Source organism: Streptomyces sp. T12 (assembly GCF_028736035.1).
GTDB lineage: Bacteria > Actinomycetota > Actinomycetes > Streptomycetales > Streptomycetaceae > Streptomyces.
Genome location: NZ_CP117866.1, coordinates 3998147 through 4020871 on the forward strand (window position 1 = coordinate 3998147; position 22725 = coordinate 4020871).

16 protein-coding genes and 1 other RNA gene are annotated in these 22725 nt (G+C 71.6%); 6 read left to right on the forward strand and 11 right to left on the reverse strand.

Features of this window, described 5'->3' with window-relative positions; all coding sequences use genetic code 11:
• Positions 1–9 precede the first annotated feature (9 nt).
• From PBV52_RS17810 to ftsE, 7 genes are all read right to left on the reverse strand, one after another.
• Positions 10–1032 carry a DUF4232 domain-containing protein gene (locus PBV52_RS17810; RefSeq protein WP_274239359.1) on the reverse strand — a complete coding sequence of 341 codons (1023 nt, stop codon included), beginning with the start codon at positions 1030–1032 and terminating at the stop codon, positions 10–12.
• Between the two features lie 67 nt (positions 1033–1099).
• The gene (locus PBV52_RS17815) at positions 1100–2407 is read right to left on the reverse strand and encodes a hypothetical protein (protein WP_274239360.1); all 1308 of its coding nucleotides are present in this window, start codon (positions 2405–2407) and stop codon (positions 1100–1102) included.
• A gap of 110 nt (positions 2408–2517) precedes the next feature.
• Positions 2518–2886: a transfer-messenger RNA gene (gene ssrA, locus PBV52_RS17820) on the reverse strand.
• A 118-nt stretch (positions 2887–3004) separates the two neighbouring features.
• Positions 3005–3547, reverse strand: a complete 543-nt coding sequence (gene smpB, locus PBV52_RS17825; RefSeq protein WP_274249430.1) for an SsrA-binding protein SmpB — start codon at positions 3545–3547, stop codon at positions 3005–3007.
• 59 nt (positions 3548–3606) lie between these two features.
• Positions 3607–4773, reverse strand: coding sequence for a S41 family peptidase (locus PBV52_RS17830; protein WP_274239361.1), 1167 nt, complete (start codon positions 4771–4773; stop codon positions 3607–3609).
• 67 nt (positions 4774–4840) lie between these two features.
• Positions 4841–5758, reverse strand: coding sequence for a permease-like cell division protein FtsX (gene ftsX, locus PBV52_RS17835; protein WP_274239362.1), 918 nt, complete (start codon positions 5756–5758; stop codon positions 4841–4843).
• 36 nt (positions 5759–5794) lie between these two features.
• The gene (gene ftsE, locus PBV52_RS17840) at positions 5795–6484 is read right to left on the reverse strand and encodes a cell division ATP-binding protein FtsE (protein WP_274239363.1); all 690 of its coding nucleotides are present in this window, start codon (positions 6482–6484) and stop codon (positions 5795–5797) included.
• A 246-nt stretch (positions 6485–6730) separates the two neighbouring features.
• Here ftsE and PBV52_RS17845 point away from each other — a divergent pair, with 246 nt between their 5' ends.
• Positions 6731–6922, forward strand: a complete 192-nt coding sequence (locus tag PBV52_RS17845) for a hypothetical protein (RefSeq protein ID WP_128428849.1) — start codon at positions 6731–6733, stop codon at positions 6920–6922.
• 108 nt (positions 6923–7030) lie between these two features.
• Here PBV52_RS17845 and PBV52_RS17850 read toward each other — a convergent pair whose 3' ends face one another.
• The 4 genes from PBV52_RS17850 to PBV52_RS17865 form a co-directional block, all read right to left on the reverse strand.
• Positions 7031–7672, reverse strand: coding sequence for an LPXTG cell wall anchor domain-containing protein (locus tag PBV52_RS17850; protein ID WP_274239364.1), 642 nt, complete (start codon positions 7670–7672; stop codon positions 7031–7033).
• 292 nt (positions 7673–7964) lie between these two features.
• On the reverse strand, positions 7965–9068 hold the full coding sequence (gene prfB / locus PBV52_RS17855) for a peptide chain release factor 2 (protein ID WP_274239365.1): 1104 nt from the start codon (positions 9066–9068) through the stop codon (positions 7965–7967).
• Positions 9069–9183: 115 nt separating this feature from the next.
• The gene (locus PBV52_RS17860) at positions 9184–10425 is read right to left on the reverse strand and encodes a serine/threonine-protein kinase (protein WP_274239366.1); all 1242 of its coding nucleotides are present in this window, start codon (positions 10423–10425) and stop codon (positions 9184–9186) included.
• A 203-nt stretch (positions 10426–10628) separates the two neighbouring features.
• Positions 10629–12323: a serine/threonine-protein kinase gene (locus tag PBV52_RS17865; RefSeq protein WP_274239367.1), complete on the reverse strand. Its 1695-nt coding sequence runs from the start codon at positions 12321–12323 to the stop codon at positions 10629–10631.
• Between the two features lie 360 nt (positions 12324–12683).
• Here PBV52_RS17865 and PBV52_RS17870 point away from each other — a divergent pair, with 360 nt between their 5' ends.
• From PBV52_RS17870 to PBV52_RS17890, 5 genes are all read left to right on the forward strand, one after another.
• Positions 12684–16262 carry an FHA domain-containing protein gene (locus PBV52_RS17870; RefSeq protein WP_274239368.1) on the forward strand — a complete coding sequence of 1193 codons (3579 nt, stop codon included), beginning with the start codon at positions 12684–12686 and terminating at the stop codon, positions 16260–16262.
• A 243-nt stretch (positions 16263–16505) separates the two neighbouring features.
• Positions 16506–17888 (forward strand): ABC transporter substrate-binding protein, encoded by a 1383-nt coding sequence (locus tag PBV52_RS17875; protein ID WP_274239369.1) that lies wholly within the window; start codon positions 16506–16508, stop codon positions 17886–17888.
• A 67-nt stretch (positions 17889–17955) separates the two neighbouring features.
• Complete coding sequence (locus tag PBV52_RS17880; protein WP_274249432.1) at positions 17956–19239, forward strand: carbohydrate ABC transporter permease; 1284 nt, start codon at positions 17956–17958, stop codon at positions 19237–19239.
• A complete protein-coding gene (locus PBV52_RS17885) occupies positions 19236–20150 on the forward strand; it encodes a carbohydrate ABC transporter permease (RefSeq protein WP_274239370.1) in 915 nt (304 codons plus the stop codon). Before PBV52_RS17880 ends, PBV52_RS17885 begins: the two co-directional genes overlap by 4 nt.
• Before the next feature lie 172 nt (positions 20151–20322).
• A complete protein-coding gene (locus PBV52_RS17890; protein ID WP_274239371.1) occupies positions 20323–22584 on the forward strand; it encodes a bifunctional glycosyltransferase family 2 protein/CDP-glycerol:glycerophosphate glycerophosphotransferase in 2262 nt (753 codons plus the stop codon).
• Positions 22585–22725: the final 141 nt, after the last annotated feature.

Below are 22725 nucleotides of genomic sequence, written 5' to 3' on the forward strand. Positions count from 1 at the left end.
CATAGGGGCTTATTGAGTGTGCTGCTGGGTGGGGGCGGTGGCGGCGGGGTCCCGGTACGTCTCGTCCTTCTTCCACGGTCCGACGCCGAGCTGCCCCGTCGTCCCGAGGTCGAGTTCCGGCACCACCATCACGGGGCGGGCCCCGGGCTTCGCCCGCACGCGGACATACGGCGCGTTCACCGGGTCGCCGGCGCCGGTGGTGTTGCGCCATGCCAGCCCGGCCTCGGCGGCCTCCCCCGGACGCAGGACGACGGGTTGCGGGCTGCCACTCCCACCGGTACCGGTGCTGATCCGGTCGGTCCCGTGGAGGATCCGTACGCTGTCCACGATGGCGTGGTCCTCGTCGAGGATTTCGAGCTCCGGGTAGCCGTTGAGCCGGTAGGTCCGGGTGCCGCAGTTGACGAGATGCAGGCCGACGACGCGCAGCCCCATGGCGGCGTCCCCCTCGTCCGCGTAGAGGCGCACCCCGGACGCGGGGCACGGCCCCGAGGCGGACGACGCCTCGGCGACGGGAACGCTGCGCACCTTCTCCACCTTGACGTTCGACACATCGGACGCGTCCCCGAGCGACGCCCCCAGGCCGGCGCTGCCCTTCACGGTCCGCCCCGGCCCGACCGGCGCGACGGTCCGCTCCACGTGGTCGACGATGGTTCCGGACGACGAGAAGAACCCGAGGGTGACGGTGTAAGCGGCCTTCTGCGTCCCGCTGTTGGTGACCTCGAAGTCGGCGGAGAAATCGGCCTCGCAGCCGCTCCCGTTCCCCCAGGCGTACAGCCCGGTGACCGCCACGTCGCCCTCGGCCGTCCCGTCGGGCGAGGGCAGGGGAAGCGGCGTCGGCGTACCGGAGCGGCCACTGCCGTCGGGCGGCCCGGCGGTCGGCGGCGCACTGCCGTACGGCGAGAAGTCCGACGGACACGACGCCTCGACGCCGACCCGGCCGTCACCGCCCGGCGAGGCGCTCTCGGAACCACACGCGGCGAGCAGCAGGACACCGGCGAGGACGGCGGGAACGGCACGGCGGGCGGTAGGCATCGGCCCACCCCACCAAGATCCGGTCGCACTGGCTGTGGTGGAACCCACACCTCCGGTCACAGCAGTGTCACAGATCACTCTGGATGAACTGATCGACCAGGGATACGTGGAACTCGCCATAGCCGAACCGCTCCCCGAGCGCCTGGTAGCGGGCGTACTGCTCCTCGGTGAGGGGCATCCACAGCGCGAGCAGGACCCGCAGGAACAGACGGAAGCCGAGGTCGGGATCGACCTGGGCGACGACCTGCTCCAGCGCCCGCGCCGCGGCCGCACCCGGTATGCCCTGCCCGTGGGGCTGGATGGTCCTGGACGCCAACTCGGCTTCCAGGTCCTGCAGTTCGCGCAGCACCTCGTCCGCGAGGTCCGCCCGCACCTGCGCCGGGCCGGGGCGGTAGGCCGGCGAGATCTCCCGCAGCCGCTCCCGGCAGACCTCGGCGATCTGCTCCAGCCACCGCCGTACGTCGATGCCGAGACGGTCGGGCCGCAAGCCGCAGTCGCACGCGGCCAGCCACAACGTGGTGAGCGTGTCGTCGGACAGCGGTGAGGCGAGCAGCCGCGTCACGTCCTCCAGCAGAACGGCGGCGGCGCTGCCCGGCGACTGCCGGACGTCGTCGGCGGCGACCGCATCGCGCAGGCGCTCATCCGCCGTGCCGTCGTACCAGTGCGCGAACCGCCCGGCGAGCTCCGAGAGCCCGAAGTCCCAGTCGGCATCGCGCCGGGCCGGGTCGACGGGTGGCCAGTCGACCTCCAGGTCGTCGTGGACGACCGCGAAGCAGTACTCGAAAGGCTCGCTGAGCTCGATGAACCGGCCGTAACGCGCCTTGTCGACCCGCACGGAGTGCGCCTTCAGGATCCGCAGCAGCAACCGGAATCCGAGGTCCGCACCCGCCTCGACGACGGCCCGCCGCAGGACCGGGACGACGTCCGGCAGCGGCACGGCCCGCGCCACATCCGCCTCGACACCCCCGATCTCGGCGAGTACGGCGTCCCGCATCTCCTCCTCCACCAGCACGGGCCGACGGGGTTCGGCGGACATGGTGCTCCGGTACTTCACAAAGGTCTTCGGTCGCTTCGGCGGCCGCGCCGGATACGCCTGCGACCAGCCGTGCAGCCAGGAACGCACGGTCGCGCCCCGGGCGACCGGATCGAACCGCTCCCGGTCGGCGGCCAGCCACAGCGTGCGGATCATGTCATCCGGCAGGGACGACTCCAGCAGGCGCCGGGCATCCTCCCCGACCTGCTCGTCCCCCTCCATCCCGCCCTCGGGCAAGGGCAGGGGTGGGGGTGGGGCGGCCCCGGATCTCCCGGCGAGGCCGCTGAGCCCGAAGTCCTCGTCGTACATCACGTAGTACGGCTCGTCCGGCTGCGTAGTCATCCCCGTCTTCGCTCCCCCGTCTTTCGCGATACCGGCATGACAAAGGCCCCGCTGCCCGGAGGCGGCGAGGCCTTTGCCCACATGGGTTGGGAGGTTCGGAAACCTCCCGATCGTGGAGATGGCGGGAATCGAACCCGCGTCCAACGGTGCAGAATCAGGGCTTCTCCGTGTGCAGTTCGCTGTGATTTTCTCGGCCCCGGCGATCACGCGAACAAGTCGCCGACGGGCCCAGTCACTGTTAGATTTCCCTCTTCACCCCGTGACCGGGATCAAGGTTTAGTTCCCTAGCTGATGCCAGGATCCGGGTCGGGAACAGCCCCGGGCTGACACTTCGCAAGTCGCTACTTAGGCAGCGAGGGCGAAGGAATCGCGCTTGGTGTTGGCGATTATTTTTTGCGACATATGGTTTACGAGATCATTGCCGCTTCCTCGACACGCTTCCCCTGCTTGAACAGCCGCTGTCGAAACCGATCATCCCCATGTGCTTTTTTCAATCCCCACCGGAAAGATCCGGCGAGGCGCGCGCACCCTCTGTGAGGTGCAGTGCCATCGTACGTGACCAACGCACGACGATGCCAGCGTATTCCCGGCAGCCGCCTACTGGGCCCGCTGCCGCCGCTTCGCCGCCGCGATCGCCCGGTCCGACTCCCGCCGGTCCTGCTTCTCCCGCAGGGTCTGGCGCTTGTCGTACTCCTTCTTGCCTCGCGCGAGAGCGATCTCGGCCTTCGCGCGGCCGTCCTTGAAGTACAGGGCGAGGGGCACGATCGTGTGACCCGTCTCCTGGGACTTGGCCTCCAGCTTGTCGATCTCCTCGCGGTGCAGGAGGAGCTTGCGCTTGCGGCGCGCGGAGTGGTTGGTCCAGCTGCCCTGGTGATACTCGGGGATGTGGGCGTTGTGCAGCCACGCCTCACCCCGGTCGATCTGGACGAAGCCGTCGGTCAGCGACGTCCGTCCCTCACGCAGCGACTTGACCTCGGTGCCCATGAGCACCAGGCCGGCCTCATAGGTGTCGATGATCGCGTAGTCGTGCCGGGCCTTCTTGTTCTGGGCGACGATCTTGCGCTTGCCGCCCTTCTCGCCGTCCCTGGCCTTCGCGGCCGTCCCGCCCTGCTTGGGCTGGGACTCCTTCGGTACGTACATTCCCTTGCTCATAGTGCCGTCCATTTTCGCACTACGAAGGGGGTGCGCGGAAAGCCGATTTACGAATCGCCGAGTCCGCTGAGGACCGTCTCGGCCCGCTCCACGACCTGCTGGTCGGCGTCCAGGTCAGGGGTGATCCCCCTGCCGTCGACGGCTCGTCCCGAGGGGGTGCGGTAGTGCCCGACGGTCAGCTCGGCCACGGAGCCGCCGGGGAGGCGGCTCGGCATCTGGACCGAGCCCTTGCCGAAGGTGCGGCTGCCCACCACGACCGCGCGGCCACGGTCCTGCAGGGCGCCGGTGAGCAGCTCGGCCGCGCTCATCGTGCCGCCGTCGACGAGCGCGACCAGGGGTCTGCCGGTGTCGCCGCCGGGTTCGGCGTGCAGGGCGCGCTGGTCGCCGTCGACGTCGTAGGTGGCGACCAGGCCGCCGTCGAGGAAGGCGGAGGCGGCGGTGACGGCCTCGGTGACCAGGCCGCCGGAGTTGCCGCGCAGGTCGAGGATGACGCCGACGCCGGCCGGGGCCTGGCGCAGGGCGGCGCGGACGGCGTCGCCGGAGCCCTTGGTGAAGGAGGCGATCCTGACGACGGTGATGCCGTCGGCGAGTTTTCGAACAGTGACCGAGTCGGTGGACAGAGTGGCCCGGCGCAGAGTGAGGTCCCACGCGCGCGTGCCGCGCTCCAGCCCGAGCTTCACCGCCGTACCGGCGGGCGCGTCGGTCGCGTCACCGCGCAGTAAAGAGACGACCTCGGTGACCGGGCGCCCGGCGACCTTCTCGCCGTCCACGCTGCGCAGCCGGTCGCCCGCGCGGATCCCGGCGACCGCCGCGGGCGACCCCGTCCGCACCTTGGTCACCTCGATACGGCCGTCCCGCTCGCGCCGCGCCCACAGCCCGACGCCGGTGTACTCGCCGTCGAGGGCCTCCTCGAACTCCTCGTACTCGCCCTGGGAGTAGACGGCACCCCAGCGGTCCCCGCTGCGGCTGACCGCGCGCTCGGCGGCCTCCATGGGGGACTCGCCCGCGGCCATGGCCTCGGCGGCGGCCTCGGCGACATCGACGTGCCGGCCCGCCGGCGCGGCCGAACCTGCCGCGTCGGCCGAGGATTTCCGGTCAGGGCCGGGCAGGGAGCCGGTCGCGGCGCCCGCGACGAGCACGCTCGTGAAGAGCAATGTCAGGGCGGCCCCGCGGCGCATGCGACGGGGCTGACAGAACAGGTCACGACCTGACATGCCGGTGAGTCTAGGACAACGTGAGGGGCCGCACGGTGCGTTGCCCGCACGGCCCCCGCGGCGTTGGTCACACCTTCAGATACTTGCGCAGCGCGAAGAACGCCGCCATCGCGGGCATCAGCAGGCTCGTCGCGAGGATGAGCGGCAGCTTCGTCAACACCGCGTCCCAGCCGATGAAGTTGATCAGTGTCAGTTTCTCCGACAGGGCCAGGCCGTGGTCGATGATGAAGTACCGCGCCATCACCAGGAAGGCACAGGCGACCGTCCCTCCGATGAGCCCGGCGACCGCGGCCTCCATGATGAACGGCGCCTGGATGTAGAAGCCGGAGGCGCCGACCAGACGCATGATCCCGGTTTCGCGCCGACGGCTGAACGCGGACACCCGCACGGTGTTGACGATCAGCATCAGCGCGACGACCAGCATGAGCGCCATGATCGCCCGCGCGGCCCAGTTCATGCCGTTCAGCAGCCCGAAGAGGTTGTCCAGGATCCCCTTCTGGTCCTGCACCGACTGCACGCCGTCGCGCCCGTCGAAGGCGGTCGCGATGACCTGGTACTTCTCCGGGTCCTTCAGCTTGATCCGGTACGACTCCTGCATCTGGTCCGGCGTGAGCGAGGCGGCCAGCGGGGAGTCGCCGAACTGCTCCTTGTAGTGCTTGTACGCCTGGTCCTGCGACTCGTACGTCACCTTCTCGACGACCGTCATCTTGTCCAGGTCGGCGAGGATCTCCTTCTTCTGGTCGTCGGTGACCGCGCCCTTGGCGCAGTTGGGGTCGGACTCGGCGTCGCTCTTGTTGCAGAGGAAGACCGAGACGTTGACCTTGTCGTACCAGTAGCCCTTCATGGTGCTGACCTGGTCGCTCATCAGGAGCGACCCGCCGAACAGGGCGAGCGACAGGGCGACGGAGACGACGACGGCGAAGGTCATCGTCAGATTGCGGCGGAGACCGACACCGATCTCGGAGAGTACGAACTGGGCGCGCATGGCGTCTTCTTCAGGCCTTTCCGTGGACGGTCGCGGTCAGTGCTGGTAGCCGTAGACGCCGCGTGCCTGGTCGCGGACGAGGCGGCCCTTCTCCAGCTCGATGACGCGCTTGCGCATCTGGTCCACGATGTTCTGGTCGTGCGTCGCCATCACCACAGTGGTGCCCGTCCGGTTGATCCGGTCGAGCAGCTTCATGATGCCGACGGAGGTCTGCGGGTCGAGGTTGCCGGTGGGCTCGTCGGCGATGAGCAGCTTGGGCCGGTTGACGAAGGCCCGGGCGATCGCCACACGCTGCTGCTCACCACCGGAGAGCTCACCGGGCATCCGGTCCTCCTTGCCGCCCAGCCCGACGAGGTCGAGCACCTGCGGCACGGACTTGCGGATCTCGCCGCGGGACTTGCCGATGACCTCCTGCGCGAAGGCCACGTTCTCGGCGACCGTCTTGTTCGGCAGCAGCCGGAAGTCCTGGAACACGGTCCCCAGCTGGCGGCGCATCTGCGGCACCTTCCAGTTGGACAGGCGCGCGAGGTCCTTGCCCAGGACGTGCACCTGCCCGTGAGTGCACCGCTCCTCGCGGAGGATCAGCCGCAGGAAGGTGGACTTTCCGGAGCCGGAGGACCCGACGAGGAACACGAACTCGCCCTTCTCCACTTCCAGGGACACATCCCTGAGTGCGGGGCGGGTCTGCTTGGGGTAGACCTTGGAGACGTTGTCGAGTCGGATCACGGGTGCACCATGGGTCGCCGGGGGTAGATGAGCGTGACCATACGCGAACCGGGTGCGCCAGCGCAGTCGCCGAGAGGGGTTGCGTGGGGCTTGTGCGTTTTTGTGCCGGGTGAGGTGACGCCCTGAGGGCCACCCCTCCGCAAGCGCCCGAGCCCTTTCCGACGGAAGCTGGCATTGTGGAGGGGGGAACATTCCCGGGGCCGAACCCGTTGAACCCCCGGAGGGAACTCGCAAGGAGGGTGGCGCATGACGTACGACCGGCTGGTGTGCGCGAACTGTGCCGCACCCGTGAGTGAGGGCCGCTGCCCCGTGTGCCGGGCGAACCGCGAGCGGCTGCAGCAGGAGAACCCGTTCGCGGGCCTGAACCCGATGACGCTGATCGCCCTGCTGGCGATACTGATCGCGGCGGTGGCACTGCTGGCGCACCAGACCGCGTAGGGCGGCGCACACACCGTACGCAGACATGGCGAGGGGCCCGGAGCGAAGCGCGCTCCGGGCCCCTCGGCCGTACGGCGTTGATTACGCAGCGTAAACGATGGGCTGCCGTCAGGCAGCCGCACCGCCGCGGCCACCCACGAGGCGCGGGAGGATACGGAAGCCGATGCCGCCGGCGATCATCGTGGCGGCGCCGACCAGCAGGAAGGTGGTCTGAGCGGCACCGGTCTCGGCGAGCTCGTCACCGCCGCCCTGGGCGGAGGTGCTGGTGCCCGTGCCGGTACCGGTGGTCTCCGTGCCGGTGTCGGTGAGCGAGGAGGAGCCCTCCTCCTGCGGGGAGGTGCCGCCGTCGGGGTCGGTGTTGTTGTTACCGCCGCCGTTGTTGCCGTTCCCGTTGCCGTTGCCGTTGCCGTTGCCGTTCCCGTTCCCGTTCCCGTTACCCGGGTCGGTCGGGTCGGTGGTCGGGTCGTCGGTGGGGTCCGTCGGCTCGGTCGGCTCGAGCGTCGGGTCCGTCGGGACGGTGGGCTCCTCGGTGGGGATGCCCGGGTCCGTCGGGATGTCGGTGGGGATGTCGGTCGGCGGGTCGGTGGGAACCGGCGGCTCGGTCGGGTCCTCGATCCCAAGGCAGATGCCGAGCACGCAGTCGTCCGCCTCAGCGGCAGATGCGGCACCCGCAAGGGTCAGCGAGGCGCCGGCCGCGATCACGGCACCGGCCGCGACGCGCGCGAGGCGGATCCGCGTCTTCTTCGTCATGTGGTTGCTACCCCCAGTAGCTGAATCGTTCGGTGAGGCGGCGCTCGGGGGCCGTGATCGACGGAGGTGACTGAACTTGAGTCCCCCGGTTCACATGCGCCCCAGAGATACGCATGCCACGCTTTACCCTTCCCATTTTTCAAAGACACGTCAAGGTTGTTTACGACCGCCATGTCCAAAACGGGGGACTATGCAAGGAGTTGGAGCCTGTGAGTGTGATGTAAAACCCAGACATGCAGGCACAGAAAAGGCAACTGCCGCCGAAGGGGCGGCAGTTGCTTTGTCGACAAAGTTACTTCTCTTGCTGCTTGCGCCAGCGAATTCCGGCCTCGAGGAAACCGTCGATCTCGCCGTCGAGCACGGCCTGCGGGTTGCCGACCTCGAACTCGGTGCGCAGGTCCTTGACCATCTGGTACGGGTGCAGGACGTACGAGCGCATCTGGTTGCCCCAGGAGCTGCCGCCGTCCTTGAGGGCGTCCATCTTCGCCCGCTCCTCCTGGCGCTGCCGTTCGAGCAGCTTCGCCTGCAGAACGTTCATGGCCGTCGCCTTGTTCTGGATCTGCGAGCGCTCGTTCTGGCAGGAGACCACGATGCCGGTGGGCAGGTGCGTGATGCGGACCGCGGAGTCGGTGGTGTTCACGCCCTGGCCGCCGGGGCCCGAGGAACGGTAGACATCGATGCGCAGATCGGACTCGTCGATGTCGATGTGGTCGGTCTGCTCGACGACCGGGAGGACCTCGACGCCCGCGAAGGACGTCTGGCGGCGCCCCTGGTTGTCGAAGGGCGAGATCCGGACGAGCCGGTGCGTGCCCTGTTCGACGGAGAGGGTGCCGTAGGCGTACGGCACCTGCACGGCGAAGGTGGTCGACTTGATGCCGGCCTCTTCCGCGTACGACGTCTCGTAGATCTCGGTCTTGTAGCCGTGGCGCTCCGCCCAGCGCAGGTACATGCGCTGCAGCTGCTCGGCGAAGTCGGCGGCGTCGACGCCGCCGGCCTCGGCGCGGATGTTGACGAGCGCCTCACGGGCGTCGTACTCCCCACTGAGCAGCGTCCGCACTTCCATCTCGTCCAGCGCCTTCTTGACGGCGGCGAACTCGGCCTCGGCCTCGGCGCGGGTGTCCGGGTCGTCCTCTTCCTCGGCCATCTCGAACAGCACGGCGAGATCGTCGATCCGCGAGCGCAGGGCCTCGGCCTTCCTCACCTCCGCCTGGAGGTGGGACAGCTTGCTGGTGATCTTCTGCGCCTCGTCCGGGTTGTCCCACAGGGACGGCGCTGCCGCCTGCTCCTCGAGCACGGCGACGTCTGCCCTCAGCTTGTCGAGGTCCAGAACGGCCTCGATCGACTCCATGGTCGAGGAGAGGGACTTGAGCTCTTCGGATACATCGACGACTGCCACGCCTCCAGCGTAACGGCTCCGCCAAGCGCCGAGGCCCCGGTGCCCTTGGCCGGGACGCACCCGGCGTCACCACTGACCTGCCAGGGGGCTCCGCCCACCCCCGGGGGCGAGGAAACTACGGGGTCGCCGGGGCCGAGTTGTTGGTGTCCTGGGGCGTCACCGCGGCGTCGTCCTCCGACGTCACCAGCCATGTGCCCACCCCGGCCGCCGCCACCAGCGCCACCGCCGCCGCGCCCAACACCACCCGCCGCCGCCGAGTCACCGCCCGATGCCGGGCCGAGCCCGGACGCGGCGCACCCGTCGCCCTCGGCACCCGAGCCGTCCCGCGCGCCCCGCCCGCCAGCTCGTCGGGCGCCGGCACCCTCATCGACGTATGCGTGTCCCGGTTGGAGTCGGCCGGCTTCGCCCCCGGCACCAGCGGCACCGCCCCCCGCCGCCGCACCCGCTCCCCCACCGGCGCCGCCGCCTCAGCAGCCGGAGCCTCTTCTTCCGCCGGCTCCACATCCGGCTCGTCCACGTCCAGCGGCGGCATCCCGGCCACCAGCGGCAGCAGCTCGCGCAGCCGCGCCCCCAGCTCCGACGCCCGCAACCGCGAGGCCGGCGCCTTCGCGAGGCACTGCACGATCAGCTGCCACAGCTCGTCGGGGATCCCGGGCAGCGGGGCCACCGACTCCGTGACGTGGCGGCGCAGCACCGCGCCCGGGTGGCCTCCGCCGAACGGCGTGAAGCCCGCCAGCAGCTCGTACAGCACCGTGGCGAGGGCGTAGATGTCGACCGCCGCCCGGGGCGGCAGGCCCTCCACGATCTCCGGCGCCAGGTAGTCCGGCGTCCCGATGATCTTCGTGGCGCGGGTACGGCGCGGCGAGTCGATGAGTTTCGCCACACCGAAGTCCGTCAGCAGCGCCGGATGAGAGCCGCCCGGCCCCAGCGGCCCCTGCATGTCGAGCAGCACGTTCTCCGGCTTCACGTCCCGGTGCACGACGCCGGCCGCATGCGCCGCCGCCAGCCCGTCCGCGATGTCCGCCACGATCGCCACCGCCGCCTCGGGCGAGAGCCGCCGGTCACGGTCGAGCCGGGTGCGCAGGTCGGTGCCGCGGACGAGGTCCATGACCAGCGCGAGGTCGTTGCCGTCGACCACCAGGTCGCGTACGGAGACCACGTGCGGGTGCTCGAGGCCGAGCAGCGCCGTGCGCTCCTGCACGAAGCGTCCGACGAGTTCCTGGTCGGACGCGAGATCCTCGCGCAGCAGCTTGATGGCGACGGGCCCCTCGGGCCCCTCACCCAGCCACACCGTGCCGGCGCTGCCCCGCCCCAGGATCTGGTTGGCGGTGTACCGGCTGCCGATCTTCCGTGCCAAGACTGCTCCTACCGACGCGTGTTGTCGCGCTGCGTCATTCCGGGGGCCGACCCCCGGACCCCAGCCGACAAAACCGGGACCCCCGGTCGACAAAACTACGCGCCCAGCGAGCCAACCTTCACCACGGAGGCGGAAATCACCCGCGAGATGTCGACAAATCCCCAAACCAGCCGGGACCAGCCGGGGCTACGCGCCGCCTGCGGTCAGTTGGTGCCCGAGCCTCCGCCGGAGCCGCCCAGGTCCCCGATCCACCCGCTCACGGTGCTGAACCAGTCGCTGAGCTGGGCCCAGTAGCTCTTGCCCGTGCCGATCCACTCCTGCAGCGGGCTGAGCTCCCAGATGAGCCAGCCGGCGACGAAGAGGATGACGATCGTGAACAGGCATCCCTTGAGGCAGCCGAGCCCGGGGATCCGCATCGGGTTGGCGCTGCGCTGGCGCGGCTGACGCGGCTCGCGCTGGGGCCGCTGGGGCTCCGGCGCGGGCGGCGGGGCGTACCGCTGCGGCTGCTGCTGCGGCTGGCGCGGTGGGGCGTACGGCTGCGGCTGGTGCTGCTGGGGATGGCCGTACCCCTGCTGCCGGCCCTGCGGAGGCCGCTGCTGCGGCTGCTGCTGCGGGCGGGCGACCTGCCGCTGGGGGCGGCGGCGCAGCGGGTCCTGGTTGGGGTCGAGGTACTGGACCTGCGTCTGTTCGTTGCGGTCCCGGGCGGCGCGCAGCTGGTTCTGCCAGGGGTGCGGCTCCTCGGGGCCGGGCCCGCCGGGCTGCTGGCCGGGCTGTCCCGGCGGCATCGGCGGCATGACGGCGGTCGGGTCGGCGGCGCCGCGACCACCCGTGTTCGGCAGTACGGCCGTGGGGTCGGCGGCGCCGGCCGGGCCGGGGGCGCCGGTGTGCGGCAGGACGCTGGTCGCTCCGTTCGGGTCGTACGCCCCGGGGGCCGCGCCGTGCGGCAGCACCTGCGTGGGGTCGGCCGAGCCCGGCACGGTGGCCGGGGCGGGGTCGGGGGCGAGCAGTGCGGCGACGCCCTCGGCCGCGGCGATCTGCGCGGAGTTCGCGTGCACGCCGATGCCCTCGGCTACGACGCGCAGGCCGCGGGCGAGGTTCTCGGCGCTGGGCCGTTCGTCGGGGTTCTTGCGCAGGCAGCGCTCTATGACCGTCCAGAGCGGGTCGGGGACCGTGGACGGGCGGCGCGGTTCGGCGCTCAGGTGCTGGTGCAGGACCTCCAGGGCGGAGCCGCCGCCGAACGGCGGGCGGCCGGTGACCAGCTCGTAGAGGAGGATTCCGGCGCCGTAGATGTCGACGGCGGAGGTCTGCGGGCGGCCCTCGGCGGACTCGGGGGCGACGTACGCGGGCGTGCCGACGAACTCATGGGTGCGGGTCAGGCCCGGGGAGTCGGCGAGGCGGGCGATGCCGAAGTCGGTCAGCAGCGGGTGCATCTGGCCGCCGTTCTGCTGGAGCAGGACGTTGGCGGGCTTCAGGTCGCGGTGGACGACGCCGTCGGCGTGGCTGGCGGCCAGCGCGTCCGCGATCTGCGCGGTGAGCAGGGCGGCGGCGACCGGGGTGAAGGGGCCGTTCTCGCGCAGGTAGCGGTGCAGGTCGGGGCCCTCGACGAGGTCCATGACCAGGGCCAGCAGCTCGCCCTCGACCACCAGGTCACGCACCCGGACGATGTTCGGGTGGGTCAGGCGCAGCAGGACGGAGCGCTCCCGCAGGAACCGCATGACGATGTCCGCGTCGCTGGCGAGCTCCTCCTTGAGGACCTTGATCGCGACGGTCTCGCCGGGCTGCCCCTGCACGGCCGCCTCGGCGCCTGCGGTCTCCCGCTGGCGGGCTCGCCAGACGGTCCCCGTGGCGCCGCGACCGAGCGGCTCCTCGAGGAAGTACTTGCTGCCTACCGGCCGCACGTCGCGCTCCCTGCTGCTTGCCTACGTTCCGATCCACTGTAGTGCCGTCCCCCGGGGCACCGGCCTGTCGTCATTCTGTGCGTCTTACGTACGGCTTCCCGTGCATGTTCGAAGGAAAGACGCTCGGCTTTGTCTCGTGGTTGCCGCAAGCGGAAGTGAGCGATCTCAAGTGATCACCGGCAGTGCACTTGTCAGGCACTTTTGCGGGCAGAGCCGACCAATCAAGATCACTTGCCTTCGGGCGGGGGGCGCGTTGTCAGTGGCAGGTGCGAGGATGCGGGCAGTACGTGGAGTACTGGCCGATGTGCTCGGGTGGGGTGGGGAGTTGCCACGCCCTCGCAGAAGGGACCGCTGACGCCGATGCAGATCCGGCTGACCGTCGTAGACCCGCTGGCCCCGCCTGCCCCGGTGCGAGGCCGCGCCGCGAGCTGCGACGTGCTGGTCACGGCGCCCGCGGGTACCGCCCTGGCCGCGGTGGCGTCGGCGCTCGCCTCGGCGGTGTCCGGGGGCGACGGCCCGGTCGTGCTGTACGCGGGCGCGGAGCGGCTCGACGACCGGCGCAGCACACTCGGCGAACCCCCGCTGATAGACGGTGCGGTGCTGTCCCTGGGCGCCCCGGCGGCACCCGAGCCCCATCCCGAGCTGGACGACGCCCCGACCCAGCTCCATGTCGTGGCCGGCCCTGACGCCGGCGGGGTCCACCTGCTGCACGGCGGCGAGATCCGCATCGGCCGCTCCGCCGACGCGGACGTCCCGCTCGACGACCCGGACGTCTCCCGGCTGCACTGCGCGGTCACGGTCGCCGCCGACGGCCACGTCTCGGTCACCGACCTCGACTCCACGAACGGCACCACGCTGGACGGCACCCGTGTGACCGCCCGCCCGGTGCGGTTCGCGCCGGGGGCGCTGCTGCGGATCGGCGAGTCGGCCCTGCGGCTGGCTCCGGCCGGGGGGCCGGGGGCGCGGGTGGCGACGGAGCCGGACGGGGAGGGGCATGTACGGGTCCCTGCCGGGGGCGACCCGGGACGGGACGCGGAGGCGCAGGTCGACGGGCGGGCCGCGTCGGGCGTCGGGGCGGGCAGCTCTTCGCGGGCCGGCGCGGCGGTGTCTCACGCGCGTGTGGCGGACGGTGGCGACGCGACCGGGGCCGCCAGAGGCCGGTCGGCCGCTCAGGAGCACGGTCCGGGCGAGCCGCCCGTCGTGCCGGTGCAGGGCGGGGCACCACGGATCGAAAGCGACGGCGGGTCCGAGCGGGCGGTTCCGGGACCGCGCGGCGGCGACACCCACGGCGCGGGCTTCGAGGTGGGCGCGCTCGGCGGGGACGCCGGGGGTCACGGCGGTGCGGCGGGCGCCGGGGGGCACGGCGGCGTCGGCGCCGACCACGCTTCGGGCGACGGCGACCGCGAAGGCATCCCGGCGAACGGCGGCAGCAGCCGTAAAGGCACCCCGCTCAGGGGCACCGACGTCCCGCAGGGCGTGCGCAGGCGCGGCGGGCTCACGGCGTGGGCGCGGCGGCTGGCCGGCGGGCGCGGGGAGCAGGGGGCGACGGCCCGGCGTGGGACGTACGACGACGACGAGCTGCCCGAGGCGACCGAGCCCCCCTCGGCGGCGAACGGCCCCCGGCTGCCGGAGGCCTGGCCGGACCCCGCGTCCCTGCTGCTGACGGCCCTGGGTCCCGGGCCCCGCCTGTGGGAGCGCGCGCCGGGTCACCCGGAGGCGCTCACGGTGCGGCTCGGCACCGCCGACCGGGCGGCGCCCGACGGTTCGGGACTGCTGCCCGCGGTGCCGGTGACCGCCGATCTGCGTGAGGTCGGGGCGCTGGGGCTGGCCGGTCCGCGCGAGCGGCTCGCCGGGCTGGCCCGCGCGGTGCTCGCCCAGCTCGCCGCGCTGCACTCGCCCGACGCCCTGGAGCTGGTGCTGATCAGTGCCGACCGCTCCCGTCCGCCGGCGGAGCGCACCGCCGAATGGGCCTGGCTTGGCTGGCTGCCCCATGTCCGCCCCGGGCACGCCCAGGACTGCCGCCTCCTGCTGGCCTACGACCGCGAGCAGGCCACGGCCCGCACGGAGGAGCTGCTGCGGCGCCTGGAGGACCTGTCGCCGCAGACCCGCGGCGCGGGCGCCGGGGGGAGCTCCGCCGAGGGCAGGACCACCGGCACCGCCTCCGCCGTCCCGGACGGATGTGCCGTCCGGCGGCCCTCCTGGGCGCGGGACGACGACCCGGCCGACGGGGCGGACGGATTCGCGGGGCCGTACACCGTGGTCGTCGTGGACGGCGATCCCGGGGGCGCCGACGTGCGCGAGGCGGTGGCGCGGCTGGCACTGGAGGGGCCGCGGGCCGGGATCCACGTCGTGTGCCTCGCCGAGACGGCTTCGGCGTCGCCCGCGTCGCCGGTGACGGAGACCTACGAGGCGGCGTGCACGGTGTCGCCGGTGTTCCGGGAGTGCGGTGCGGTCGCGCTGCTGAGCGGTGATGTGGCGACGGCGCTGCGGCTGATGCGGGTTGCTCGGGCCGGGGCCGCCGGAAGCGCAGTGGAGACCAGCCCGCGCACGACGGACGCATCCCGGCCAGGCGCCGCCCATCAGGGCACTGACGGCTGCGCCACCACCACCCCCGCTCCCGCTCCCAGTCACGGCCCCATCGGCCACGGCACCGTAGCCGCCGTGGACGCCGTTTCCCTCGCCTGGGCGGAGCGGTTCGCGCGGGCTCTGGCGCCGTTGCGTCCGGAGGGGGGCGGCGGGGAGCGGCACGCGCGGGTGTCCGTGCCGTTGCCTCAGGCGGCGCGGCTGCTGGACGAGTTGGGGCTGGCCCGGGCCACCCCCGCGTCGCTGATGGCGCGTTGGGCCGACGCGGCCGATGACGCGGAGGCCCTCGGCGGGCGGGTGTGCGCCGTGCTCGGGGCCGGGCCGCGCGGGCCGGTCAGCGCGGACCTCGGCGCCGACGGGCCGCACCTGCTGATCGAGGGACCGCCCGGCAGCGGGCGTACGGAGCTGCTGCGGGCCGTCGTCGCGTCGCTCGCGGCGGCCGAGCGGCCGGACCGGCTGGGCGTCGTACTGATCGACGGCCGGGACAGCGTCGGCGCGGGCGGCGGGCACGGCGACGGCCTGCGGGTCTGTACGGACGTACCCCATGTGACCACCCACCTCACCGCCAACGACCCCGTCCGCATGCGGGAGTTCGCCCAGTCGCTGAGCGCCGAGCTGAAGCGGCGCGCGGAGTTGCTCGGGCGGTCCGACTTCGCCGAGTGGCACACGGGGCGTGAGCTGTCGGGCCGGATGGTCGCGCAGCGCGCGGCGGGGGGCGGCTCCGGGGCCGGCGTCGGTACCGGGGCCGGTGACCTCACAGGGGATCTGGACTCGCCGCCCAGCTCCACGATCCGGCTGCGGCCGGGGGCGGCTCGTCGGCAGGCCGAGGCCGAGGCCGTGCCGCCGCTGCCCCGGCTCGTCGTGGTCGTCGACGACCTGGACGCGCTGATCTCGCCCGCGCTGGGGTCGACGGGCAGGCCCGCGGCGGGCTCGGTGATACGCGCGCTGGAGGCCGTGGCGCGGGAGGGCGAGCGGCTCGGGGTGCACCTGGTGGCCGCGGCGGGGATCGGGGGCCGTACGGCGGAGTCGGAGCCGGTGCGGCTGGCGACCTTGCGGGTGACGCTGGACGCGGTGGCGGCGGGGCCCGACGAACCGGCGCCGGGGCGGGGGCGGTTGGCCTGGGCGGACGGGCGCGTGGTGCCGTTCCAGGGCGGGCGGGTGACGGGGCGTATCCCGCGGACGGCGACGCTGCGGCCCACGGTCGTGCCGCTGGAGTGGCACCGCATGGGCGACCCGCCGGCCCGGCGCCCGGTCCGGGAGCTGGGCAACGGCCCGACGGATCTGGCGTTGCTGGCCAGTGCGTTGGAGAGGGCGGCGCGAGAGGTTTCGGCAACCGAGGTGCCGTCACTCCTTTGACGCCGGTCGGCGATTTCAGCCCGTCCGGCGATTGAGGACGAGGCCGTTCAGGCCGATAGCGGGGGTCTGGGAGCGGCAGCCCTCAGGGACGCCGACCTCGACGGAGCCGAGCCTGGTCACGACGGGGTCACGATCCCCGGCTTGACAGCGGACGCGGTCTTGCCGCCCCCAAACCCAGGGCGTAGACCAGATCGCACGGGACAGCGCTCGAACGTTCGACGAGGCACGAAGAACGGGGCAGTGATGCGCAGCACGAGCAGCAGGAACCGGACAAGCAGGGTCGCCAGGGCCGCGGCAGCCGTACTCGCGGGCACCCTCGCGCTCTCGCTCACCGCATGCGGAGGCGGCGACGACAACGACAGCGGCAACGAACAGAGCGGCAGTGACCAGGAGACCGGAAGCACCGTCACCCTTCCCAAGCTGAACGGCGAATCCCTCGAAGTCGCCGCCGTCTGGACCGGTGCCGAGCAGGAGAACTTCAAGAAGGTCCTCGCGGAGTTCGAGAAGCGCACGGGCGCCAAGGTGACCTTCGTGCCCGCCCAGGACCCGATCATCAACTTCCTCGGCTCGAAGGTCGCGGGCGGCCAGCCGCCGGACATCGCGATGCTTCCGCAGCCCGGCGCCATAAAGCAGGCCGTCGACAAGAAGTGGGCCAAGCCCCTCGGCGCCGACGCGGTCAAGGAGTTGCAGGCGAACTACTCGCAGGGCTGGCAGGACATCGGCAAGGTCGACAACAAGCAGTACGGCGTCTACTACAAGGCCGCCAACAAGTCCCTGATCTGGTACAACGCCAAGGTCTTCGAGAACGCGGGGGCCACCGAGCCCAAGACGTGGGACGAACTGCTCAGCACTGCCCAGACCGTCTACGACTCCGGCGTCACGCCGTTCTCGGTCGGCGGCGCCGAGGGCTGGACCCTGACCGACTGGTTCGAGAACATCTACCTCTCCCAGGCCGGTCCCGAGAAGTACGACCAGTTGGCGAAGCACGAGATCAAGTGGACCGACGCGTCCGTGAAGAACGCGCTCACCACGCTCGCCCAGGTCTGGGGCAAGAAGGACTACGTGGCGGGCGGCGCCGACGGCGCGCTGCAGACCGACTTCCCGGCATCGGTCACCCAGACCTTCACCGGCGGCGACCAGCCGAAGGCTGCCATGGTCTACGAGGGCGACTTCGCGCAGGTCAACATCACACAGGCGAAGGCGAAGGTCGGCACGGACGCGAAGGTGTTCCCGTTCCCGGCCGTGGGTGACACCGCACCCGTGGTCTCCGGCGGCGACGCGGCCGTGATCCTGCAGGACTCCAAGGCCGCGCAGGCCCTGGCCACCTTCCTGGCCTCCCCGGACGCGGCGACCATCCAGGCGAAGCTGGGCGGTTACCTCTCGCCGAACAAGAACGTGGACAACTCGGCGTATCCGAACGCCGTGCAGCAGAAGATCGCCAAGGCCCTGATCGATTCGGGCGACGACTTCCGCTTCGACATGTCCGACCAGGCCCCGCAGGCCTTCGGCGGCACGCCCGGCAAGGGCGAGTGGAAGGCCCTGCAGGACTTCCTGAAGAACCCGTCGGACATCGCGGGCACACAGCGCAAGCTGGAAGCCGACGCGGCCGCGGCGTACGGAAACTGACGCCATGGCGTCGGCGGAAGCGGCAGGGGGCTCTCCGCCCGCTGCCGCACCCAAGTCGCGCAAGAGCGTGACCGGCACCCGCAGGACGGTGGCGGTGCTGTTCCTGCTGCCCGCTCTGGTGCTGCTCGGCGCGCTCGTGGTGTACCCGATCGGGTACTCGGTCATCCGCAGCTTCTACGACCAGTCCGGCGACGGCTTCGCCGGGTTCGACAACTACGAGGCCCTCTTCACCGATGACGGCATACGCACGGCCCTGAAGAACAACGTCATCTGGGTGGTGTTCGCCCCGACGGTGGCCACCGCGCTCGGTCTGATCTTCGCGGTGCTGACCGAACGGGTGCGCTGGGGCACGGCGTTCAAGCTGGTCGTCTTCATGCCGATGGCGATCTCGATGCTGGCGGCGGGCATCATCTTCCGGCTCGTCTACGACCAGGACCCGGACAAGGGCGTCGCGAACGCGGTGTGGGTGGGTGTCCACGACACCTTCGCGCAGGCGTCCGCGTTCCCGAAGGCGCACCCGGGGCGGGAGTCTCCGCTCGAAGCGGCGCCGGGCGGCGGCTTCATCACCAAGGCCGGCGTCAGTGCCGGCACCCCGGTCACCCTGCCCCTCGTGGGCGTCGCCCCCGACCAGATGCCGGACGACGCCAAGAAGGCCGTACAGGCGCAGCCGGAGTCGGGCAAGGTCACCGGCACCACCTGGCAGGACTTCACGCGCGGCAAGGGCGTCGGCACGCTCGGCGGGGTCGACGCGGCCGAGCTGGGCTATGCCGGGATGGAGATCGAGGCCGTCAAGGACGGCAAGGTCGTGGCTTCCACGAAGGCCGCCGACGACGGCACGTTCACGCTGCCGGCCGCCGCCGACGGGGCCCAGCTGCGGCTCCCGGCGGACAACTTCAGGGAGCCGTACAACGGCGTGGACTGGCTCGGCCCGTCCCTGGTCACGCCGTCCATCATCGGGTCGTACATCTGGATGTGGGCCGGTTTCGCGATGGTGCTGATCGCGGCCGGGCTCGCGGGCATCCCCCGGGATCTGCTGGAGGCGGCCCGGGTGGACGGCGCCAACGAGTGGCAGGTGTTCCGCAGGGTCACGGTGCCGCTGTTGGCACCCGTCCTCGCGGTGGTCACCGTCACCCTGATGATCAACGTGCTGAAGGTCTTCGACCTGGTCTTCATCATCGCCCCGGGCTCCTCCCAGGACGACGCGAACGTCCTCGCGCTGGAGCTGTACCGCAAGGGCTTCTCCGAGGACCAGCCGGGCATCGCCAGCGCCATCGCGGTGTTCCTGCTGCTGCTCGTGATCCCGGTGATGTGGTTCAACGTCCGTAGGCTGCGGCGGGAGGTGCGGCGATGAGTACCGACGTCGGCGGGCTCAGGAAGGGGGCGCCCGAGCCCCTCACCTCCGTCAAGGCCGAGCAGTCCCTCGGCGGCCGGCTGGCCTCGTTCGTCAGTGGCGGGCTGGTGCGGGTGTTCCTGATCGTCGTGGGCCTGTTCTGGCTGGTCCCGACGATCGGGCTGCTGCTGTCCTCCCTGCGGCCGCCGGAGGAGATGACCGCGAGCGGCTGGTGGGAGGTCTTCAGCAAGCCCTCCCAACTCACCTTCGACAGCTACGACAAGCTCCTGAGCAACAGCGACATCACCGACTCGATCCTCAACACCGTGCTGATCACGGTCCCGGCGACGGTCCTCGTCGTCGTCATCGGCTCGCTCGCGGGGTACGCGTTCGCGTGGATGGAGTTCCCGGGCCGCGACTGGTGGTTCCTGGGCGTGGTCGGCCTGTTGGTCGTGCCGGTGCAGGTGGCGCTGATCCCGATCGCCGAACTGTTCGGCAACATCGGCATCTTCGGGTCTTTGACCGGCGTGATCCTCTTCCACGTCGGCTTCGGTCTGCCGTTCGCGGTGTTCCTGCTGCGGAACTTCTTCGCGGAGATCCCGAGGGAACTGCTGGAGGCGGCCCGCCTGGACGGCGCCGGTGAACTGCGCCTGTTCTTCCGCGTCGTGATGCCGCTCGGCGGTCCGGCGATCGCCGCGCTCGGCATCTTCCAGTTCCTGTGGGTGTGGAACGACATGCTGGTCGCCCTGATCTTCACGGACTCCGGGAGTCAGCCGATCACGGTCGCCCTGCAGACGCAGGTGCGCCAGTTCGGCAACAACATCGACGTCCTGGCACCAGGCGCGTTCATCTCCATGGTGATCCCGCTGGTCGTGTTCTTCGCGTTCCAGCGGCAGTTCGTGTCCGGTGTGATGGCGGGCGCGGTCAAGTAGGCGCAAGCGCATCCTGCTTGAGGGGGCGGGCCGTCGTCGGTCCGCCCCCTCCCGTTCGCTCATGGTCCCTCGTATGCCTTAGGTCCCGTAACCAAGTCACTCCATTGGCCGTTCCCGGGCAAGGCGCTACGGCGACAGCGCCCACCGTCCCGGCCGACCCAGTGGATGTCCCTTGCCCAGGTTCAGTGTCATTGTCCCCGCGTACAAGGTTCAGGCGTACCTGCACGAGTGCCTGGAATCGGTGCTCTCGCAGTCGTACCCGGATCTCGAACTGATCGCCGTCGACGACTGCTCACCGGACGCGTCCGGCGCGATCATCGACGAGTTCGCGGCCCGCGACGCGCGCGTGCGCCCCGTGCACCTCGCCGAGAACCGGGGGCTGGGGCCCGCCCGCAACGCCGGTATGGCCCAGGCCACCGGCGACTACCTGATCTTCCTCGACAGCGACGACAGCCTCACCCCCGATGCCCTGCACGCGATCGCCGACCGGCTGAAGGAGACCGGCGACCCGGACGTCCTGGTCTACGACTACGCGCGCACCTACTGGACCGGCGAGACGATCCGCAACCAGGCCGCGGCCCGGCTCACCGAACAGGGCCCGGCGCCCTTCCGGCTGGCGGACCGCCCGGGGCTGCTGCGGCTGCTGATGGTGGCCTGGAACAAGGCGTACCGGCGGGAGTTCGTCGAGCAGGAGGGCTTCGCCTTCCCGTCCGGCTATTACGAGGACACGCCCTGGACGTACCCGGTCCTGATGACGGCGGAGTCGATCGCGACCCTGGACCGGGTGTGCGTGCACTACCGGCAGCGGCGCCGGGGCGGCATCCTCGGCACGGTCAGCCCGCGGCACTTCGACATCTTCGAGCAGTACGACCGTGTCTTCGCCTACGTCGACCAGCACCCCGAACTCGCCTGCTGGCGCCCGCTGTTGTTCCGTCGGATGGTCGACCACCTGGTCGTGGTGTTCGCCCGCCGCGACCGCCTGCCGCGCCGCAGCCGCGCCCAGTTCCTGCGCACGGCCCGCACCTACTACCGCCGCTACCGCTCCCCGGGCGCCCCCGTCCCCCCGCGCTCCCGGGTCCACCACACCCTGGTCCGCCTGGGCCTGCACCGCACCTACCGCGCCCTGCAACTGACGGCCGCCCTGGTCCGCCGCACCGCCAAGCTCACCAACCGTCTGCTGAAGGGCGTGCGTTCCACCGCCCTGCGCCTGCACTACCGCATCCAGCGGCGCCTCCCGCTGCGCGCCGACCGCGCCGTCTTCGCCGCCCACGGCGTGCGCGGCCACGGCTGCCACCCGGGCGCCCTGGAGCAGGCCTTCCGCGCGCACGCCCCGGGCATCCGCACGGCCTGGATCGCCGAGGCCGAGCAGCACGACTCCGTCCCCACCGGCACCCGCCGGCTGCGCCCCGACACCGCCGCCTACTGGACGGCCCTCGCCCGCTCCAAGTACCTGGTCCACAACGCCGACTTCGACCGCCGCCTGGTCAAGCGCCGCGGCCAGGTCCTCGTCCAGACCCGGCAGGGCACCCCGCTCAAGCACATGGGCCTGGACCTGCGCGAACGCCCGGCAGCCGCGGGGGACACGGACTTCGACGAACTCCTCGACAACGTCGACAAGTGGGACTACGTCCTGTCCGCCAACCGCCACTCCACCCTGATCTGGGAGCGCGTCTACCCGGGCGGCTACACGACCCTCGAATACGGCAGCCCGCGGGCCGACGTCTTCCAGCAGGCGACTTCGGCGGACGTGGCCCGGATCCGGGAGTCGCTCGGCATCCCCGAGGGCGCGGTCGCGATCCTCTACGCCCCCACCCACCGCGACTACCGGCGCACCCAGCGCACCACCCTCGACCTGCACCACGTCCTGTGCCGACTGGGCCCCCGCTTCGTCGTCCTGGCCCGCGCGCACCCCCGGCACGGCGGCCCCCTCGCCCCCACCGCGGGACAGGTCATCGACGTCACCGACCACCCGAGCGTCGAGTCGCTGTGCCTGGCCTCTGACGCCCTGGTCACCGACTACTCGTCGATCATGTTCGACTACGCCGACCTGGACCGGCCGATCGTGATCCACGCCGACGACCGGGAGGCGTACGAGGCGGCCCGCGGCACCTACTTCGACCTGCGCTCCTTCCCGCCGGGCGCGGTGTCGCGCAGCGAGGACGAGCTGATCGACATCTTCACCACCGGCCACTGGCGCGGCTCGCGCTCCGCCCAGCTGCGGTCGGCGTTCCGCGAGCGTTTCTGCCCGTACGGCGACGGACGCGCCGCCGAGCGGGTCGTCCGCCATGTCGTGCTGGGCGAGACCGGCCGGCCCTCCGTCGTGCCGCTCGACAAGCGCCACCCCGTTCCGTCGCCGGCCGCGTCGCTCGCGCAGTCCCCGCGCGCCACCGTGCCGCAACCCGCGGGCACCCGGACCGTCACCGAGAGCCGCTGAACGCCGTTCTCACGGAAGAGGAGTTCACATGCCCTCCAGCCCGTCGCGGCCCACGCCGAGCCGGCCGCACACCTGGCGCCCGGCCGGGCGGCCCGGCCGTCGGCGCACCGAGTGAGGCCGACCCCGGCCTCCTGAAGAACC

What these genes read in the sequence shown, in the direction of transcription:
- PBV52_RS17830 (WP_274239361.1), bottom strand. Translation starts at nt 4,773, where the DNA reads ATGTCAGGTCGTGACCTGTTCTGTCAGCCCCGTCGCATGCGCCGCGGG.
- smpB (WP_274249430.1), bottom strand. Translation starts at nt 3,547, where the DNA reads ATGTACGTACCGAAGGAGTCCCAGCCCAAGCAGGGCGGGACGGCCGCG.
- PBV52_RS17885 (WP_274239370.1), top strand. Translation starts at nt 19,236, where the DNA reads ATGAGTACCGACGTCGGCGGGCTCAGGAAGGGGGCGCCCGAGCCCCTC.
- PBV52_RS17850 (WP_274239364.1), bottom strand. Translation starts at nt 7,672, where the DNA reads ATGACGAAGAAGACGCGGATCCGCCTCGCGCGCGTCGCGGCCGGTGCC.
- PBV52_RS17845 (WP_128428849.1), top strand. Translation starts at nt 6,731, where the DNA reads ATGACGTACGACCGGCTGGTGTGCGCGAACTGTGCCGCACCCGTGAGT.
- PBV52_RS17810 (WP_274239359.1), bottom strand. Translation starts at nt 1,032, where the DNA reads ATGCCTACCGCCCGCCGTGCCGTTCCCGCCGTCCTCGCCGGTGTCCTG.
- PBV52_RS17870 (WP_274239368.1), top strand. Translation starts at nt 12,684, where the DNA reads ATGCAGATCCGGCTGACCGTCGTAGACCCGCTGGCCCCGCCTGCCCCG.
- PBV52_RS17815 (WP_274239360.1), bottom strand. Translation starts at nt 2,407, where the DNA reads ATGACTACGCAGCCGGACGAGCCGTACTACGTGATGTACGACGAGGAC.
- ftsX (WP_274239362.1), bottom strand. Translation starts at nt 5,758, where the DNA reads ATGCGCGCCCAGTTCGTACTCTCCGAGATCGGTGTCGGTCTCCGCCGC.
- PBV52_RS17875 (WP_274239369.1), top strand. Translation starts at nt 16,506, where the DNA reads ATGCGCAGCACGAGCAGCAGGAACCGGACAAGCAGGGTCGCCAGGGCC.